14 protein-coding genes are annotated in these 18,957 nt (G+C 61.1%); 7 read left to right on the plus strand and 7 right to left on the minus strand.

Features of this window, described 5'->3' with window-relative positions; translation table 11 throughout:
- Positions 1–80: 80 nt before the first annotated feature.
- Entirely contained in the window at positions 81–950 is an 870-nt protein-coding gene (locus IRZ56_RS16425) for a phytanoyl-CoA dioxygenase family protein (protein ID WP_196145900.1), read from the plus strand.
- 111 nt (positions 951–1,061) lie between these two features.
- On the opposite strand, the gene IRZ56_RS16430 is transcribed toward IRZ56_RS16425, so the two are convergent.
- The 7 genes from IRZ56_RS16430 to IRZ56_RS16460 form a co-directional block, all read right to left on the minus strand.
- The gene (locus IRZ56_RS16430; RefSeq protein WP_196145901.1) at positions 1,062–2,024 is read right to left on the minus strand and encodes a WD40/YVTN/BNR-like repeat-containing protein; all 963 of its coding nucleotides are present in this window, start codon (positions 2,022–2,024) and stop codon (positions 1,062–1,064) included.
- 10 nt (positions 2,025–2,034) lie between these two features.
- The gene (locus IRZ56_RS16435) at positions 2,035–4,449 is read right to left on the minus strand and encodes an efflux RND transporter permease subunit (RefSeq protein WP_196145902.1); all 2,415 of its coding nucleotides are present in this window, start codon (positions 4,447–4,449) and stop codon (positions 2,035–2,037) included.
- A gap of 8 nt (positions 4,450–4,457) precedes the next feature.
- Positions 4,458–6,104 (minus strand): DUF1302 domain-containing protein, encoded by a 1,647-nt coding sequence (locus IRZ56_RS16440; protein ID WP_328311739.1) that lies wholly within the window; start codon positions 6,102–6,104, stop codon positions 4,458–4,460.
- Between the two features lie 24 nt (positions 6,105–6,128).
- Positions 6,129–7,550, minus strand: coding sequence for a DUF1329 domain-containing protein (locus IRZ56_RS16445; RefSeq protein WP_196145904.1), 1,422 nt, complete (start codon positions 7,548–7,550; stop codon positions 6,129–6,131).
- Positions 7,551–7,940: 390 nt separating this feature from the next.
- Complete coding sequence (locus IRZ56_RS16450; RefSeq protein ID WP_196145905.1) at positions 7,941–8,603, minus strand: hypothetical protein; 663 nt, start codon at positions 8,601–8,603, stop codon at positions 7,941–7,943.
- Between the two features lie 62 nt (positions 8,604–8,665).
- A complete protein-coding gene (locus tag IRZ56_RS16455; protein WP_196145906.1) occupies positions 8,666–10,033 on the minus strand; it encodes an NAD(P)/FAD-dependent oxidoreductase in 1,368 nt (455 codons plus the stop codon).
- A gap of 36 nt (positions 10,034–10,069) precedes the next feature.
- Positions 10,070–10,957, minus strand: a complete 888-nt coding sequence (locus IRZ56_RS16460) for a phytanoyl-CoA dioxygenase family protein (RefSeq protein ID WP_015270447.1) — start codon at positions 10,955–10,957, stop codon at positions 10,070–10,072.
- Between the two features lie 492 nt (positions 10,958–11,449).
- Here IRZ56_RS16460 and IRZ56_RS16465 point away from each other — a divergent pair, with 492 nt between their 5' ends.
- The 6 genes from IRZ56_RS16465 to IRZ56_RS16490 all read left to right on the plus strand — a co-directional run bounded on the left by IRZ56_RS16465 (position 11,450) and on the right by IRZ56_RS16490 (position 18,923).
- On the plus strand, positions 11,450–12,031 hold the full coding sequence (locus tag IRZ56_RS16465) for a TetR/AcrR family transcriptional regulator (protein WP_090342460.1): 582 nt from the start codon (positions 11,450–11,452) through the stop codon (positions 12,029–12,031).
- Between the two features lie 293 nt (positions 12,032–12,324).
- Positions 12,325–13,851 (plus strand): flavin-containing monooxygenase, encoded by a 1,527-nt coding sequence (locus IRZ56_RS16470; protein ID WP_196145907.1) that lies wholly within the window; start codon positions 12,325–12,327, stop codon positions 13,849–13,851.
- Entirely contained in the window at positions 13,848–14,723 is an 876-nt protein-coding gene (locus IRZ56_RS16475) for an alpha/beta fold hydrolase (RefSeq protein WP_196145908.1), read from the plus strand. Before IRZ56_RS16470 ends, IRZ56_RS16475 begins: the two co-directional genes overlap by 4 nt.
- 194 nt (positions 14,724–14,917) lie before the next feature.
- Positions 14,918–16,075: an iron-containing alcohol dehydrogenase gene (locus IRZ56_RS16480; protein WP_196145909.1), complete on the plus strand. Its 1,158-nt coding sequence runs from the start codon at positions 14,918–14,920 to the stop codon at positions 16,073–16,075.
- Positions 16,076–16,087: 12 nt separating this feature from the next.
- Positions 16,088–17,419, plus strand: coding sequence for an APC family permease (locus IRZ56_RS16485; RefSeq protein WP_196145910.1), 1,332 nt, complete (start codon positions 16,088–16,090; stop codon positions 17,417–17,419).
- A 79-nt stretch (positions 17,420–17,498) separates the two neighbouring features.
- The gene (locus tag IRZ56_RS16490; RefSeq protein ID WP_196145911.1) at positions 17,499–18,923 is read left to right on the plus strand and encodes a gamma-aminobutyraldehyde dehydrogenase; all 1,425 of its coding nucleotides are present in this window, start codon (positions 17,499–17,501) and stop codon (positions 18,921–18,923) included.
- The last annotated feature ends 34 nt before the right edge of the window (positions 18,924–18,957 follow it).

The raw sequence follows: 18,957 nt of genomic DNA on the forward strand, positions 1-18,957 counted from the left end.
GCGGGTTTGTTTCCTGATGCCAGCAGTTGGGGGGATCAACCCGCCTGCGCCAACCGTTCTTTCAATCTGGAGTGTTCTCAATGTCAGCCTCTCGCGACTCCATGCCAAGCCTGCCCGTGGTAACCCGCTCGACTTCAGCGCAAGAGATTGCGCTGCTGAGCGACCAAGCAGGAGCGGTCATCATTCGCAACTTCATGACCCCCGAACAAGTCGTGCGGATCAACAACGAACTCGACGCTCCCTTGGCCGCGCTCGATGCCGGCTCCAAGCATGAGCACGCGCTGATCGCCGAGTTCCACGGCCATCAGACCAAACGGCTCACCAACCTCGTCACCCACAGCAAGACCTTTCGTGAGGAAATCCTCGATGACGACCTCTTTCACGAACTGGGAAACGTGCTTTTCGCTCCGGAGTGCGGTGACTGGTGGCTGACCACGGCCCAGTTGATCGAGATCGGCCCGGGCAACAAAGCGCAAATGCTGCACCGCGACATGGCGCAGTACCAACCGTTCGTGGCCATGAACAAACATGCGCCACGCGCCATCACCAACCTGATGCTGGCGCTGACCGATTTCACCGAGGAAAACGGCGCCACGCGCTTGATTCCGGGGAGCCAGGACTGGGATGACTTCAACGACGTCGGAACCCCAGAGATGACGATCCCCGCCCTGCTGAAAGCTGGTGATGCCGTGCTGTTCGGCGGTAAGGTCGTTCACGGTGGCGGGGCCAACGTGACCGCTGACTATTACCGTCGCGGACTGACCATCCCGATGCAGGCTTCGATCATCACGCCTGAAGAAGCCTACCCGTTGATCGTGCCGCTCGAGCTGGTGCGCACGCTTTCTCCACGCGTTCAGAAGATCCTCGGTTTCCGCTCCCAATACCCCAATGGCAGCCCAGGCCTTTGGCAGCATAACTACGCAGACCTGACGGATTACCTTCAGCTCTAGCATCCAGCGTTGACTTGCCTGGCCCTGAAGGTGCCACGACCATCCAAACGCCCAGGCAAGGAAACAGGCCAGGCATCGGTTTGCGATGCCTGGCCTTTGAGCGCCAGCCCTTCACTCCCGATAGGGCATTACCCCACGACGTGAAAACAGAACCGGTGTGCCATCGGCATTGAACAGCGCCGCCGTCAGCGATAGGCCATCAGCCGACTGGGTTTCCTCGAAACTGTGTCCACCATCACTGCTCTGCACCATCAGCCCGTCCAACCCGACCGCCAGCACACGAGAGCCCGCTACCGCTACGCAAGTGACAGAGCCCTTGCTTTGCGTGGGCACTCGGCGAAAGCCCTTGCCGTCCGCTGAACCCTGCAACAAGGTACCGCGCTGGCCACCCAGTAGCAGACGCCCATCGGCCAGTACCGCGCCTGACCACAGGGTGCCTTCGTAGCCGGTATCCAGGTAACGCCAATTCTTCCCCTGGTCTTCGGAATGCAGCACCTGCCCATGCTCGGCCGTGGCGTAAAGCGTGCCGCGGCTGTCGGCAAACAGCCCCATCAGGTTGAGGTCGGCCCGCTTGGCCCCGGGCGGCGCTTGCACCGCCTGCTCAGCCCACGTCAGCCCCCCATCCTCGGTCGTCAGCACCAACGACCAGAGCCCTACCGCCACGCCCTGCCGGGCATTGAAGAAGTGCACGGCGAACAGCGGTCGGTCTTCTTCGGTGGCCAGGCGCTGGACCTGCCAGGACTCCCCACCATCGGTGGTGGCCAGGATCGCGCCCCAGTGGCCCACCGCCCACCCGCGCTTGGCATCCACGAACGACACCCCCGTCAATGGCGTGGACAGCGGTACCGACCTCGCCTGGCGCCACTGCTTGCCCTGGTCGTCGGACAACAACACGACACCGTGGTCGCCCACGGCAACCACGCGCTCCCCGGCCCAGCTGGCGGCCAGCATGGTGGCCTGCGTGGCATTGCTCGCCTGTACGGCCGGCACGGCCTGCAACGGCGCGGCCTGAAGAGACATCAGCGGCAATGCTGCTGCGAGCAAGGCCGCGGTGAATGAAACCCTGAATTTCATGCTTCTCTCCTCAGTGCACCAGCGCGCCGATCATGCGCACGGGACGCTTACGCGGGAACACCCGCTCCAGCCAGACGGCAAAGGCCGGCAGCACGGTCATGGCCATGACCATGTTGACGATGAACATGAAGGCCAGCAGCTTGCCCATGTCAGCCTGGAACTTGAGCTCCGAGAACGCCCAGGTGGCCACGCCCACGGCCAGGGTGATGGCGGTGAAAATAGTGGCGACACCCACCTCGAGCAGCGCGCACTCGACCGCCTTGGTAATCGACTGGCCATGGGCCAGATGCAGTTGCAGGCGATTGTAGATATAGAAGGCATAATCAACGCCAATGCCCACCGCCAGCACCATCACCGGCAAGGTGGCGATGGTCAGGCCGATCTGCAGCTCCTTCATGAACCAGTAGCCAATGAAAGTGCCGATGGTCAGCGGCAGGCAACACACCAGGACCGCTCGCAGGTCCCGGTACACCACGAACACCAGCAATGCGATGGCGGCATAGACATACAGCAGCATGGGGGTTTCGCTTTTTTCCACCTCTTCGTTGATGGCGGCCAGGACGCCGGCGTTACCGGACGCGAGGCGAACCGAAATGCCGGGCATCGGGTACTCGCTGCGAAACGCCTTGGCGGCGTCCACCACTCGGTTGATGGTGGTGGCCTTGTGGTCTGCCAGGTACAGGTGCACAGCCGACATGCTGCAGTCGGTGCGCATCAGCCCGGGCGTACGCGCCACCTCGGTGGCCAACGCGGCGTAGTTCATCGGGTCGATGGGCACCGCCGCCATCTTCGGGTTGCCTTCGTTGTAGCCCTCGTTGAACTGGCGCATGTTGGTGGAGAAGGACGCGACCGACAGGACACCGGGCACTCCCTGCATGGCCCACACGAAGCGATCCTGGTACTGGCCCAGGGCGACATCCTCGCAGGCCACCTGGCTGCCTTCGCTGGAAGCGGCCTTGTTGACTTCGAACACCACGCTGAGCCAGTCCAGACCTATGTCGTAGTTGCTGGCGATGGAGACCGCATCGCGATTGAAGCGCGAATTCTCGCGCAATTCCGGCGCGCCCGCCTGCAGCGTGCCAACGACACGGTCATGGCTTTGCCAGATCGCCACCAGGAACACCACCAAGGCCGCGCCAAGCACCCACTGCGCCTTGCGCGGTTCGGCGAGCCGGGCCAGGCCACGCAGCCAGCGGGTGCGCCGCTGCCGGGAAATTTCCTGGGCGGCCGCATACTTGTCATCGACACGTAGCAAGGACGCCATCAACGGCAACATCACCAGGTTGGTGATGATCTTGTAGGCCACGCCAAGCGAGGCCGTGATCGCCAGCTCTCGAACCATCGGGATCGGGATCAACAACAGCGTCACGAAGGAAACCAGCGCGGTCACCAGCGCCAGCGTCCCTGGAATCAGCAACCCCGTGAAGCTCGAGCGCGCCGCCGCTTCGGCGCGCTTGCCGATGGCGATCTCGCGCACGATGAAGTTGATCTGCTGCACGCCATGGGACACCCCGATGGCGAATACCAGGAAGGGCACCAGCACTGCCAACGGGTCGAGCCCGTACCCCAACAGGCGCAGGCTGCCGAACTGCCACACCAGCGAAGCCAGCGAACAGACCAGCGCCAGCAGCGTGAAGCGCAGTGAGTGGCAATACCAGTACACCGCCCCCGCCGTCAGCAGCAACGCCAGCAAACAGAACTCCAGCACCGCTGAAGCTCCGTCAGCGATATCGCCGATCTGTTTGGCGAAACCGATGATCTGGATTTCGAAATCGCCATCCTCGAACTGCTGGCGGATCTCTTTTTCCAGCCTGTGGTTGAACGCCACGTAGTCCAGGTGGGCGCCATGGGTGTCGTACTCGTTGAGTTCCACCGTGATCATCGCGCTGCGCTGATCACGGGAAACCAGCGTGCCGATGAAACCACCCTGGGCAGTGGAGCTGGCGATCGTCGCGATGACCTGGTCATCCAGGTGCTCGGGAGAAACCGTTCCCGGTACCAGTGGATCCGCGCGAAAACCCTCTTCGGTGATTTCGTTGACGAAGGCATTGGGCGTCCACAACGAACGCACGCTGCTGCGCGAAACACCAGGGAGGAAGGTCACTGCCTGGGTGACGTCATACAGCCGTTTCAGGCCTGCGGCACTCCAGATATCGCCCTGTCGGGCCTTGACCACGAGAGTCAGCCGGTTCGCCCCCAGCAGGTCATTGCGGTAGGCCTCGAATGTCTCGATGTATTCATGGCCTACCGGCAATTGCTTTTCGAAGCCAGCATCCATGCGCAGTTGCACGGCGAACCAGCCCATGATCAGCGTGAACACCGCCAGGCTCGCCAGCACCAGACGACGATGCCCGAACAACACACCCTCGACACGTGACAACAGGCCACGTGCCGGGGCTTCAGATAGCTTTACAGAACCGTTCACAGCAGGCCTCACAAAGTGCGGGAGATCGCGATGCCGACATAATCGCGGTCACGATAAAGCTGGTCGTAGGGCGTCTCGCCGCCCATGAACTTCGCGTAATTGAGGGAAATCTGCCAACTGGCCGGGTTTCGCACGAAGTTCAGGTACAGATTCATGCTGCTCGCGTCTTCGGTGAAGGTGGCACTCAGGTTCGGCGTCCTGCCCCCCAGCGAGCGCGAATAGAAGACACCTGGCGTGACCTGCCAGCCCGGTAACAAGGTGCCGTCGTAGGTCAGGCTGAAGTCCAGATTGATGCCCGAGGACGTCTTGTCGCCACGGGACTTGGGCGCTGTCGCAGGATCCAGTTGCCAGGCATTGAGCCCTGGGGCGAGTGGTTCGCCATTGACCTCGTCATGCAGCCCGGGGTAATGGATGACCACCAGTTCCGACAGCAGGGTACCCGTGCTGGCTCCGGTGAAATCGAGCAGCGTCGGGGAGTTGGACGGTGTGAAGCTGTAAAGGCCGGTGAGGTGCCACTGGAATTTCTTTTCGTCTTTCCAGCATTTGCCCCCATTGCTGGAACACAGGTCGACAACAGGGTTGAGCATGACCGAATCCTTCGGCCGGTAAGAAAGCTCTGTACCCACTGCCCAGTCACCGATCGGCATGTTGGCACTGACGCCATACATCATCCGGTCTTCCTGGTATTCCCAGGTCGGTGCCGCCGCGAAGGTGTTAGGGTCAAGAATGGCGACGCGCAATGATGGCAACTTGTCGTGATAACGCATCACGTAGAAGCCATAGTTGATGTCGCTGTCTTCCGGCTGCCAACGCAGCGAAAGGCCCCACTGGCCGCTGTCGCGGGCGTCTTTTTCGGAGAACCCGTAGTCTCCCCTGCCCTCACCCAGCGCGTTGGTAGTGGACCAGTAGCTGCCCACCGGCGGCAACTCGCTCTTGTTCCAGCGAAATTGATAGTAGGCCTCGACGTTGACACCCGAGCCCAGGCCCGAGGCGACACTGAGCATCGGCGCGGGCAGCACGGCCTCCTTGAGCTGCACGCCAGGGCGCGCCAAGGCTTGGTAGTCGTAGGCGTTGGTGTTGTTGATGCCACCGGCCACGAACAGGCTTTCGCCCCAGTTGATCACCTGGTTACCCAGGCGCGCGCGGACCCGCTGCCCGCCCACGTCGAAGCCTTTGCTCACCCACAGGTCCAGCAGGCGAGCCTTGAAGGCGAGGTCGTCACGCGCGTCGTCACTCAGCCCGTTGCTACCGACGCTTTCAGGGGTGTTGAACGACAGCGTGCCGGTGGTATCGGTGGCAGCGAAGTCGCGGATCCAGGTGCCACGCGCCATGAAGGTGACGTCCTCGGGCATTTTGAGCAACAGCTCATGGGTGCCCTTGAGGTAGTTGGTGAACATGTCGCCGCGGTCGTAGTTCAGGTCGCCCTGGTCCGCCACGCCGGAGCTCTGTGCCAGGCAGCCGGAGGGCACGTTGTGCCCGGTCGGCCCCTGGTTGATCAGGTTGCAGCCCCGCGACTCGGTACGCAGGCCCATGCCTGCGGTGATCGTGGAATCGAAGGAGCCATTGAGGGTTTCGGTTTCAAATGTGAACCCCATTGCCAAGGGGGTTGCGCACACGATGACAAGGCCTGACGCTTTCGTAATTATTTTTTTCATGTTGGCTCTCGATCTGGCGTCGGTTTAGCGCTCGCTGATGGCTCGCAGGTTGTCGGAGGTGAAGAAGTCGCGCTTCAGGCGAGGGTTGCCACTGTCTTCGGTGATCCAGCGAATATCGTTCTTGCCTGCCCCGATGGAGGTCATGTCGAAGAGGTAACGACCCTCGGCCAGGTTGTACTGGACCTGGGCCTGCACGTCGCAAGCGCCGGTCTCGAACACGGGAATCGAGAACCCTTCACGCACCTTCCAGATCTGCCCTTGCTTGTCGAAGTCGACGGCCAGCAGCGGGTTCCAGCTGTCCTCGTCGATGTAGAACATGCGTTTGGGCGCTTGGTGGCGCATGCCTTGGCGAACATTGGCCTCGACGACCCAGACGCGATGCAGTTCATAGCGACGCGACTGCGGCGAGATCGAGTCGTTGCCAGCGAACGACTCCACCTTGGCAGCGGTATCGTAGGCACCGAAATCGTTGTAAGGCACCAGCAGTTCCTGCTTGCCGATCAGCTTCCAGTCGAAACGGTCCATGGTGCCGAAGAAGACGTTCGCCTCGTCGACGGTGTACTGGTTGTCGAGGCCGATCTGTGGCGCGTCGTAGGAATACGACGGCATGCGCCGCACGCGACGCTGACCAGGGAAGTAGTAGAAGGTCGTGGCCTGCTCGCCGGCCACAGCCGTTTGCACGGCGGATTGACCGGCCAGCGCAGCGGGCTCCAGGTAGTTGAAGAAGGTCGCGTTCTCCAGCCGGCCATAGGAAGAGAAAAGCGCGCTCCCCTTCTTGCCCCAAGGGGTCAGGAAGAAGGTGTCGGTCGACTGGCGCAACCATTCCCCGCCCTTGCGCGGAGAAATGCCTGAAATGCTCCGGGGAATTTCCACGCCGACGCCGCGATAGCGCATCTTCATGTTCCACATCACCTCGGCCCCGGTGCTGGGCATCGGGAACGGGATACCGGGTACATGGGCTTCTTCAAGGGCTACACCGGCAGCGTCGAGCTTGGCAAAGCCAACGTTTTGCCTGGTGTTCTCGATCACGAAATCCGGCGCGCTGCAGGTACGACGGGTCGGGTAGACATCCATGCGATAGCCTGGGACTTTCTTGAACAGTTCGAGCTGGCCAGGGGACAGCTTGCTCGCATGCTGTGTCACATTGTTCGCGTCGATGCTGTAGAGGGGCTTATCACCCTTGAACTTCCAGTGCTCCCCTCGTACCTGACCGTAACTCCACCCCGCCCCCTGCTGCCCTGGCTGTGCCCAGGCCGGAATATCCCCGCTTGAACTCGCTGCGCTCTCACCGCCCAGAGGGGTCAGCTTCGAACCCAGCGCCTCAGGCTCCTGGGTCGCTGCCTGAACCGAGCAGATCGCGGTCGATACCGCGCAAGCCAGCAGCAGTTGCCTGAAAACACGGCGAGCGGACACTTCACCTTCCAGCCGTTCAGTCACTTCTTTCATTGCAGGATCCTCAACAAAGGGCTTTGACCGTGGCTCGACTTTCCAGACGGAAAACCAGCCCTGTCACATCTCATGATCAATTGACCTGATCAACCGACCATGTCGCAAGATCATGACGCAAGCCATATGCCAGAATCCTCATGAATAAATATATTCTTTTAATATCAATTAGTTAGATGATGCTCGCTGCGGTGGACGCAGCGCTTTCATGCACCATCATGTGAATTATCGAAACAAGTGTTACCAAAAGATGATCGACGGCTGGGCACAACGACACCAGCTGAGGCGTGCCATTCACCCGACAACCGTACGGCGCATAAAAATGCCCCAAAAAAAACCGCCCCGAGGGGCGGCAAAAAAGCAGGCCTGTGGCCCGCCATGGAGTAAACGTTATCGGGAATGAACGAGCGACTGAGAGGAAACCCGCTTGGAGCGCTCAAGCGCGCCATAGGCGTAGTACAACTGCACGATCGAATAGGACCAGGTCAGGAAGGCGAAGGTCATGAAGACCATCTTCGTGTCATCGCCCGGAATCGGAAAGAAGTCATACCGCAACGCCACCGTCAGCCCCGCCGCCCCGCCCAGCACGGTAGCCAATGCATGGAACACCTCCCCGGTACGTGCCAGGCGCCACGTGAAGTAGCACAGGTACACCGTGTAGAGTGACCACATGAGCACGTAGAAGTACGCCAATGAATCGTTGACGATGCCAGACAGGTAGTAGACGCAGGTGGCGGCAAAACCGGCCACGAACAGCAGCAGGTCTTTTGCTATAGAAGGTTTGTAACCGTGGGTAACCGCCATCAACCCCAATGTTGCGATAACAGGTACGCCCACCCCGCGCGAAAACGCATCGAGAAAAATCGCGACATTGTAATTGGCCTGCCAACCCGTCGCGATGAACGTCGTGAAGTTCGATGCGGAAATCCCCACGACCAGGAACTCCAGGCCAAGCAGATAATTCTTCCGCCTGACGAATGCCACGCCATAACCCAGCCCGCACACCACCAACAGAATGCACGAAACCAGTGCACCTAGATCTCTGAGTTCCACGATAACCGCCTCTGTAAATAATGCCGCGCCACAGCCTTACGCCATCGAGGCGCCGGCACTGTTCAGTTTTTCAATGCACTGTCTTTGCGCACTTTTTTATCGGTCCAGGCATCCAACAACCGGGCCGCTGCAAACGCCGTGTTTATGGCACACCATTGGAAAGGCTCCGGCAGCATGGACGGTGTCTTGTGCTGCAATGCCGAAAGCAGTGGCGGCTTTTGGCCGTTGATTCTCTGGGCGAACAGCGAGCCCATGAGCGATTGCGTCGCAAGGCCATGGCCCGAGCACCCCGCCGTATAGAAAATGTTCTGTTTCGCCCCCGTTGTGCCGATGACGGGCAGGAAATCGTAAGCCCCACTGACATAACCGCTCCAGCAGTGCTGAATGCCAAGGCCTTGCAGACCCGGAAAACGTTGGCGCAACACCCGCGCCAACGCGGCATAGGCGCTGTAGTCCGGAATGTTGGGAGTCTTGGAGCCGTAGGCGTAGCCCAACTGTTTGACCGTCAACACCAGGGTGTCATGCGCCGTCAGGCGGTGGCTCTCCATCGTGTAGTGCGGGGTGATGATCCCTTCTCGCCCTTTCCATCCCAGGGCAGCCAACTGCTCCGTCGACAGGGGCTCGGTTTCGATTGCCGATACGCGAATCGGCGCCACCTTGTTGCGCAACAGTCCCACCTGAGGCGTATAGGCGTTGGTTGCCATGACCATCACGGGCGCCGTTGCAGTGCCCAACGGAGTCTTGCAAGTGATGACTTGCCCTTCACTGTAGGAAACCAACGGGGTGCGTTCGTAGAGTTTCACGCCGGCCTGGATGGCCGCACGGCGCAGGCCACCGATGTACTTCCCTGGGTTCAGGGTGCCACCGCGCTGCTCGCTGCCAAACAAAAAGGCAGGTGGGAGCCCGCGAGCGCGCATCTCGGCCTGGTCCACGAAACGGGTCACAGAGCCCAATGTGTGCCCAAGCGCCATGTTCGCGCGCAGCCGCTTTTCCTGGCCTGGATGCACGGCAGCTCGGATAACCCCCGAGGGGATGTAGTCACAATCTATACCCAACGCCGCGAAACGCCCTTCCACATACGTGACAGCCTCGTCGTAGAAACTGACGAACGCCCTGGCCTGTTCCAGCCCCACGCGCTTGACGAAGACTTCGCACTCGATTCCCATGCTGCCGAGCAGGTAACCGGCATTGCGCCCACTGGCACCGAAACCGGCGAACTCCTGCTCCAGCACGATGACGCTCGCCCCAAGGGCTGACAGCTCCAAGGCCGTCGATAAACCGGCAAACCCGGCTCCTATCACGATCACATCGGCATGCGCGTGACCTTTCAATTCAGGTTGCAGGTCGACAGGACGTTCCACCCACCCGCCGAGGCTGCGAAACCTCAGTGTTTCAGAACCGTTCCCGGCCACATTGTTCGACGCATTCATTCACTTCGCTCCAGGGAACTCTGCCAAGGGGAAGGGTTAGAAGCCTTTGCCTGGCTCGGAGAAAGACGCCATGCCCAGAAGCTCTTGTGGGTCGCGCATCTGCCCATCGATTTCAACCCAACCCAGCAGCGTGGAGCTGGCACTCCAACCCAGCAGACGTTGCAGTTGCGCAGGGAGCTGCCGAACACGCTCAACAGGAATGGACAGGAAGTGGTTTTCTTCCAGTCGCAGGAAAGCCAAGTCATACGCCATGGTCAGACCGGTGCGAGGCGTTGAGGATGTATTGGCGCCACCACCGTGGTAGACCGACCCCATCCATAGCAGCGCAGAGCCTGCCTTCATTTCGGCGGCGATTGTTTCTTCCTGCGTTGGCATGCGTTCGTCATCCCATTGATGGCTGCCGGGAATGACACGTGTCGCACCGTTCTCTTCGGTGAAGTCCGTAATGGCCAGCATGATTTGCAGCCGAGCCTCACGACCATATTGCGGATGCCGCCAGAGCGATGTGGCATCGTCGCGATGCAAAGGTTGCAAACCCTGGCCTGGGCCGATCTGGATAGCCTGGGTAATGCTGAGTTGGATATCCGGCTCGATCTCGACGCGGTCGCTTCCGACCCAGACATGGGTAGGTGTTTGCAAGATCTTTCTGGCGGACTCGAGAAACAACGGATTCAGCGCCACCTCTACCGCCGTGTCACTTCGCCCGAGGATTCGGGCGACGCGGCGTGTCTGGGTGCCGGCAAAGTAAGGGTCCATACCGCAAGGCGTGACACTCAAAAAGGTGTCCAACTCCTCGGTCAGGGCCTTCAAGGTGCCTTCCGAGACAAAGTTGGAAATGATTACGGCACCGTCACGCTTGATGATTTCCACTACCTGCTCGACCGGTGTGTCGCTGCTGACCGTCGAAAGTTTCCGTGTATCCATTTGCGCATTTACCTGTGTGCTTTGAGTCATTGTTTGACCGCGGATCTGGGCCCAGGGCCCGGCTACAAGTTGCCGTAGGCACCCTGCGCTCACCTGTCGCGAGCGCCGAAATCCGGCACTACCGACAAGAGCGATCGACTGATCAACCGACATGGTCACTTGATCAAGTCTTATGACCAAAGCAATTCACGTGCCGTTTTCCTCACCCGCGCCAGCGTCCACGGAAATTCAGGGGCGAGCGCCTGGCCTGCCGATGCACGGTGATACTGGCGTTCCCAAATCGGTGCTTCCCCGTGTTCGCCCGGCACGCCATATTGTGTATTAACGAAACACTTGTTATCTAAACTTTCCCAGGGAAGGCGTCGCGCAGACCGACCCCTGACGCTCAATCGCATCGACGCATGGATTGGGAAACAACCATGCGTTAGCATTCGTCCCCGCCGAGGCCAGACCCGATGGCTGGCGGCAATACCGAAGAGGGAGAAATGCCCAATGGCTCGAATAGGCGCTGAATTGCGCAGACAAGACTTTATTGAAGCCACCGTGAAAGTGATCGCGGAACATGGAATAGCCAACGCCACCACTCGCCGTATCGCGGCCGAGGCGAATTCGCCACTGGCTTCGTTGCACTACGTCTTCCATACCAAGGACGAGTTGTTCTATGCGGTCTATGAGTCCTTGATCAACATGCCGCAACAGTCGTTGCAGGACGTACCCACAGGCGCCACGGCGGCAGAGTCGGTGGGGGAAATGCTGCGCCAGCTCGTCAAATGGTTCACCGCCCACCCTGACCTGGCGACCACACAGTTCGAGCTCTTCTTCTGGAACCTGCGCAACAACCCGGCCATGGCAACCAAGATCTATACCGTATCCGTCGAAGCGACCAAGCAAGCCATCGAAAAGGTCACTGGCCCCGGGCTGGACCAGGCCAGGCTGACCACTATCAGCCGCTTGCTCATCAACCTGTTCGACGGCCTGTTGCTGGCTTGGTCCGCCCATGGCGACCGGGAACGCTTGGAAGCCGAGACCGAAACCGCCTGCCAAGCTGTAAAACTGCTGGTGGCCAGTTACTGATCAAGGTTCGAATGCGCCGTGCTTCAGTACGGCGCGATCGGTACTGACTAGCCATCAACCTGGCTTACCTTCCCGCCTTTCTCATACCGGGCGACTGCCCCAGCCTGCCCCTCCTTGCCTCTCCCTTTCTCGAGAGAACTGCCCCCGCGCCATGGCGCGATGGTGCAAATCATCCCAAACCAATAAAAACCTGGTGCATTTCGCACCTTGATCCGCCTGCGTTGCCAATCCTATTCTTGCCAAACGATCAAGTCATTTGACCAAGTCTCTATAACACAACAATAGGAGGCGACATGTCCTCTCACACTGCTCTTCCGGTTGAGCCGCTCGATATTTTGATCATGGGAGCCGGTGTGTCTGGCATTGGTGCGGCAGCCTACCTGCGGCGTCATCAGCCGCACAAACGTTTTGCGATTCTCGAGTCCCGCGAACGAATGGGCGGCACCTGGGACCTGTTCCGCTACCCTGGCATTCGCTCCGACTCGGACCTGTACACCTTCGGTTTCGACTTCAAGCCCTGGACCAAGGCAAAGTCCCTGGCGGACGCCGCAGACATTCTCGAATACCTGCGAGAAGCCATCGACGAATATGAACTGGCGTCCTTCATCCAGTACCGGCAGAAAGTCGTTTCGGCGAACTGGCAGAGCGATAAAGGGCTCTGGGCAGTGAGCGTCGAGGATGGTCACACGGCAGAAACCCGCATCATCGAGTGCCGCTGGTTGTTCAGTGCAGGCGGTTACTACCGCTATGACCAAGGGTTCAGCCCACGCTTCGAGGGCACGGAGGCGTTCAAGGGACAGATCATTCACCCTCAGCACTGGCCGGAAAACCTGGACTACACGGGCAAGCGTGTCGTCGTCATCGGCAGCGGTGCAACGGCGGTAACCTTGATTCCAGCGATGGCGGACAAGGTCGCCAGCATCACCATGCTGCAGCGCACCCCTTCCTACATCATCAACCAGCCCGCCAAAGACTCCGTTGCAGCGTTTCTGCGCAAAATCCTGCCTGCGCAAACCGCCTATTCCCTGACACGCTACAAGAACGCCAGGATCACCCTGGCTTTCTGGGCATTCTGCCAACGCTTCCCCAAGCTTTCGAAAAAGCTGCTGCTGTGGCTGACCCGCAAGGAATTGCCCAAAGACTACCCGGTCGACGTACATTTCAACCCGCCCTACAACCCCTGGGACCAGCGCTTGTGTTCGGTCCCCGAAGGCGATCTGTTCAAAGCCATCAGCGCAGGCAAAGCCGACATCGTCACCGATCACATCGAGCGGTTCACCGAGTCCGGGGTATTGCTCAAATCGGGCAGGACACTGAAGGCCGACATCATCGTCACCGCCACGGGGCTGAACGTACAGCTGTTCGGCGGCATCACCCTGCACAAGGACGGCCGACCGGTGATACTCAGCGAAACCCTGGCCTACAAAGGCATGATGCTCTCTGGTGTGCCCAATTTCGCCTTTGCCGTGGGCTACACCAACTCGTCCTGGACCTTGAAAGTGTGCCTGCTGTGCGATCATTTCTGTCGCCTGCTGGGCTTCATGGACAAACAGGGCCACAACGTCTGCGAACCCAAGGCGCCAGCCGGTATCGAAACCCGCCCCTTGCTGGACTTTGGCGCCGGCTACGTGCAACGCGCCTTGGACAGCATGCCGCGCCAAGGGCCGTGTGAGCCCTGGGTGATGTCGATGGACTACTTCCGCGACGTCAAACTGCTGCGTCGGGGCAACGTTGCCGACAAGTGCCTCTCGTTCACCACAGTGCCCAACGCGCCCTTGCACGCTGGTGTCATGCTGCAGCAACAAGGTAGCCGTCGATGAGCGCCGATCGCTTCTGCGAGCTACCGGGGGAGCGCAAGCTCTGCTATCGCACCCACGGCGCTGACGACGCCCCGGCGGTCCTGCTCATTGTCGGCCTGGGGCTGCAATTGACCTACTGGCCGCAACCGATCATCGCCGGCCTGGTCGAGCGCGGGTTCCGCGTCATCACGCTGGACAACCGTGACTCGGGCCGATCGTTCTTCACCGACGTGGTACCTCCCACGGCCATGCAGCAGTTCCTGCGCAAGCGCACTCCCGGCTATGACCTTGGCGACATGGCCAACGACGTGATCGGGCTCATGAACGGCCTGAACCTGGAAACGGCGCACGTGGTGGGGATGTCGATGGGCGGCATGATCGCCCAGACCCTCGCTGCCCGGTACCCCGAGCGCGTCAGGACGCTCACTTCGATCTTCTCGACCACCGGCTCGCTGCGCGTCGGCCAGCCCGCGCTCAAAGCCCTTTTCCAGCTACTGCGCCGCCCGCCGCGCAACCAGCAGGAAAGCGTTCGGGACTACGTGGACATCATGCGACTGATCGGCTCGCCCCTCGAATGCGACGAGCAAGCCCTGCGCAACTACGCCACGCAGGCCTGGGAGCGCGGCGGCGGCGAGGTGAGCAACCTCGGCACCGCCCGGCAGATCGGCGCCATCATCAACTCTGGAGACCGCACCCAGGAGCTGCAGCGGGTTCGCTGCAGCACGCTGGTCATCCACGGGGACAAAGACCTCATGGTCGCGACCACCGGAGGCTTCGCCACGGCCGCGGCGATTCGCCAGTCGAGCCTGGTGCTGTTGCCTGGGATGGGGCATGACTTCCCAACGTGCCTGTCGGGCACACTGCTTTCCCTGCTGGCAGGGCACATGCGCTAACACCGTTTCCATTTAGGGGCGGATTGCTTGGCCGCCCCTCTTTTTATTCCACCAGAGGTTTCTCGCAACAGGCTTAACCCAAACCCAAAACAACAACATTCCAATTTCAAGCACACCTGAGCCGCGACGACGGCCTGGCGCGATGCTCCTCCACTGCCCGTTCAACAACGACAACAACTGAGCAAGAGGTACGTATGGAATTCAAGTTCTTACTCCCCACCAAAGTCGTGATGGAGCCAGGCCTGCGTGAGCGCACTGGCGAGCATCTGCGTGAATTGGGGCTCAAGCACGTTCTGATCGTCACGGATGCCGGGGTCAAGGCCGCCGGGCTGCTGAACAGCGTTTACGCCAGCCTGGAAAAGTCGGGCATTTCGTTCGACGAAATCGCGGACGTGAAGGCGAACCCTCGCAGCGAAGACATCAACCGCGCGGCACAGCTGTACCGCGGCAAAGGTATCCAGGGCCTCCTGGCCATCGGCGGCGGCAGCGCGATGGACGCGGCCAAGGCCATCAGCCTGCTGCTGACCCACGAGGGCCGGATCGAAGACTACGAGGGTTCTTTCACCCTTAAGCATGCCATTCCACCTATCGTCGCCATCCCGACCACCGCCGGCACCGGCAGTGAAGTGACCTGCTTCGCGGTGATCACCGACACCGTCCGCCATTTCAAGATGAGCGTCCAGGATTACCGGGTCGGGCCCGTTTTGGCACTGCTCGACGCCCATATTCTCGACACGCTGCCTTCGTCGATTGCCGCCGCAACCGGCATGGATGCCCTCACCCACGCCATCGAAGCCTACACCGGTCGCATGGCGAACCCGATCAGCGACGGCCTGGCGCTGCACGCCATCCGCCTGATCAGCCAACACCTCAAGCCCGCCGTGCTGGAGCCTGGCAACCTGCACGCCCGCCAGCAGATGCTGGTAGCCAGTCTGATCGCCGGCATGGCCTTCGGGAACGCGGACGTTGCCAGCGTGCACTGCATCTCCGAAGCCATCGGTGGCATGTACGACACACCGCACGGCGTGGGCAACGCGATCTTCCTGCCCTTCGTGTTCGGCCATAACCGCGATGCCGACATTATCCGCCACGCGCAAGTCGCCTATGCATTGGGTATCGACCCCAACCTTTCGCCAGCCGAGGCCGCCGAGGCCGCTGTCGGTTATCTGTTCCAGATGAGCAAGGATCTGGGCATCCCCCGCTTCGCCGAGGTGAAGGGCGTGCGCGAGGAAGACTTCCTGGCCATCGCTGAAAAGTCGAAGAAAAACTTCTCCGACGCCAGCAATGCCAAGGAAATGACCGTCGAGACCTACCGTGAAATCGTCGCCACTGCTTACCACTTCGTAGCGTGAGGGATGTCAGTCATGAGCGAATCAATCCCTAGCGCTTCACTGAAGCGCACCCTGGGACCGTTTTCGGTACTGCTGTTCGGCCTGGCGTTCCTGGCCCCGTTGATCGTCTTCGGCACCTATGGCGTGATTACCCAGGCCAGCGGCAACACCACGGCGATGGCCTACCTGATCGCGGCGACCGGCGTGGTGTTCACGGCGTTGAGCTATGGCCGGCTGGTCAGGGTGTTCCCGGTGGCCGGTTCAGCCTACACCTATACCCGCAAGATGCTGAGCGCGAACCTCGGTTTCATGGTGGGCTGGGCCGCCCTGCTCGACTACTTCTTCATCCCCATGCTGATCTGGCTGCTCGGCGCCAGCTACCTCAACATGGCGTTTCCAGAAGTGCCGCAGTGGGTGTGGATCATCGGGTTCATCGTCTCCACCTCGCTGCTGAACGTGCTGGGCATCCAGGTTGCCAACCGTTTCAACGTGCTGTTGATGGTCACGCAACTGGCCATCATCGTCGTGTTCATCGGCCTGTGCGTGCACTACATCGTCGCGGCCAACGGCCCTGGCGGGCTGTTGTCGGCCAAGCCGTTCTTCAACCAGAACGTGCCCTTCGCCACCAGCATGGCCGGCGCCGCCATCGCCGCGTACTCGTTCCTGGGCTTTGACGCGCTGTCCACGCTCAGCGAGGAAACCCGCGACCCGGGCCGCACACTGCCGCGCGCCATTCTGCTGGTCGCGTTGATCGGCGGCTCGGTCTACGTCGGCTCCTCGTACTTCATGTACCTGGCGCACCCCTCCTCTACCTTCGAGTTCGTGGACGGGGCTGCCTTCGAGATCGCCCGCATGATCGGCGGCGACCTGTTCTTCGCCGTGGTCCTGGCGGGGATCATCATCGCCCACTTCGCCGCAGGCATGTCATTCCAGGCCAGCGTGGGCCGGCTGCTGTACGCCCTCGGCCGGGACAACCAACTGCCACGCAAGCTATTCGGGGCCTTGCATCCTCGCTACAAGACCCCGGTCTTCAACATCCTGCTCTGCGGCATTTTCGGCACCGCAGGTTTTGGCCTGACGATCGCCACCGCGACGTCCCTGGTCAATTTCGGCGCTTTTCTAGCCTTCACCGCCGTCAACCTCTGCGCGTTGCGGCTCACCTTTGACGCACGCGTCAAGGACGGGGCCGGCCTGCTGCGCGGCGTGCTTTTCCCACTCATCGGCCTGGTCACGGCCGGCTGGATGCTGGCCAGCCTGGATAAAGACGCACTGATCATGGGTTGTAGCTGGCTCGCCCTGGGCGCGGTTTACCTCGCCTGCCGGACCAGCTTCTTCCGCAACCCAGTGCCTGACGCGCTGGCGTAGCGGCCACCTTCCAATCGAATGCCCTGACGACAACCACAAGGCAAGGCCATGGCCTTGCCGTTCAATGGCGAGAATCGACATGCAAACCAAACTCTTGATCAACGGTGCCCTGGTGGCCGGCGAAGGCGAAAACCTCGACGTGTACAACCCGTCCCTGGGCAGCGTCCTGGTACAGACCACCGAAGCCAGCCGTGCCCAGGTCCATGCCGCGGTGCAAAGCGCGGATGCGGCCTTCGACGCCTGGTCGCAAACGCCGCCCAAGGACCGCGCGGCACTGCTGCTCAAGCTCGCTGACAGCATCGACGCCCAGGCGCCGGTGTTTGCCCGCCTGGAGGCAGACAACTGCGGCAAGCCGTTCACCGCCGTGTTGCAGGATGAACTGCCTGCCGTATCCGACGTGTTCCGCTTCTTTGCCGGTGCCGTGCGCTGCCTGCAGGGCTCGGCGGCGGGCGAGTACATCCCGGGCCACACCTCGATGATCCGCCGCGACCCGGTGGGCGTGGTCGCCTCCATCGCGCCGTGGAACTACCCCCTGCTGATGGCGGCCTGGAAACTGGGCCCGGCCTTGGCCGGCGGCAACACCGTCGTGCTCAAGCCGTCGGAACACACACCGATGAGCACCTTGAAACTGGGCGAGTTGCTCGCCGACATCTTCCCCGCCGGCGTGGTCAACATCGTGCACGGTCGCGGCGCCTCGGTGGGTGAACCGCTGACCAGCCACGCCCAGGTGCGCATGGTGTCGCTGACCGGCTCCGTGCGCACCGGTAGCCGCATCATCGAAGGCACCGCCGACAGCGTCAAACGCATGCACATGGAGCTCGGTGGCAAGGCACCGGTGTTGATCTTCGACGATGCCGACATCGACGCCGCCGTCGAAGGCATCCGCGCCTTCGGCTTCTACAACGCCGGCCAGGACTGCACCGCCGCATGCCGCCTCTATGTGCAGAAGGCGGTGTACCCGGAGTTCGTGCGCAAGCTCGGCGAAGCCGTGTCCAGCATCAAGTGCGGGCTTCAGGATGACCCGGCGACCGAGATGGGCCCGCTGATCACCCAAGAGCACCTGGAGCGTGTCGAGGGCTTCGTGAACCGTGCCAAGGAACTGCCTCACATTGAGGTGGTCACCGGCGGCAAGCGCGCTGCGGGCGGCGGCTTCTTCTTCGAGCCGACGGTCCTGGCCGGCGCTACGCAGGAGGACGAGGTGGTGTGCCGTGAAATCTTCGGCCCGGTGGTGACGGTTTCGCCATTCGAAGACGAAGCCCAGGCACTGGCATGGGCCAATGAATCGGACTACGGCCTGGCCTCGTCGGTATGGACCGCCGATGTGGGTCGCGCCCATCGCCTGGCCGCTCGCCTGCAATACGGCTGCACCTGGGTCAACACCCACTTCATGCTGGTGAGCGAAATGCCCCATGGTGGCGTGAAGCTGTCCGGCTACGGCAAGGACCTGTCGATGTACGGGTTGGAAGACTACACCGTGGTTCGCCACGTGATGTTCAAGCACTGACCGCCCACGACCCAGATAGCCCAGATCATTTTTC

This window comes from Pseudomonas guariconensis (assembly GCF_015680235.1).
GTDB classification, from domain to species: domain Bacteria; phylum Pseudomonadota; class Gammaproteobacteria; order Pseudomonadales; family Pseudomonadaceae; genus Aquipseudomonas; species Aquipseudomonas guariconensis_A.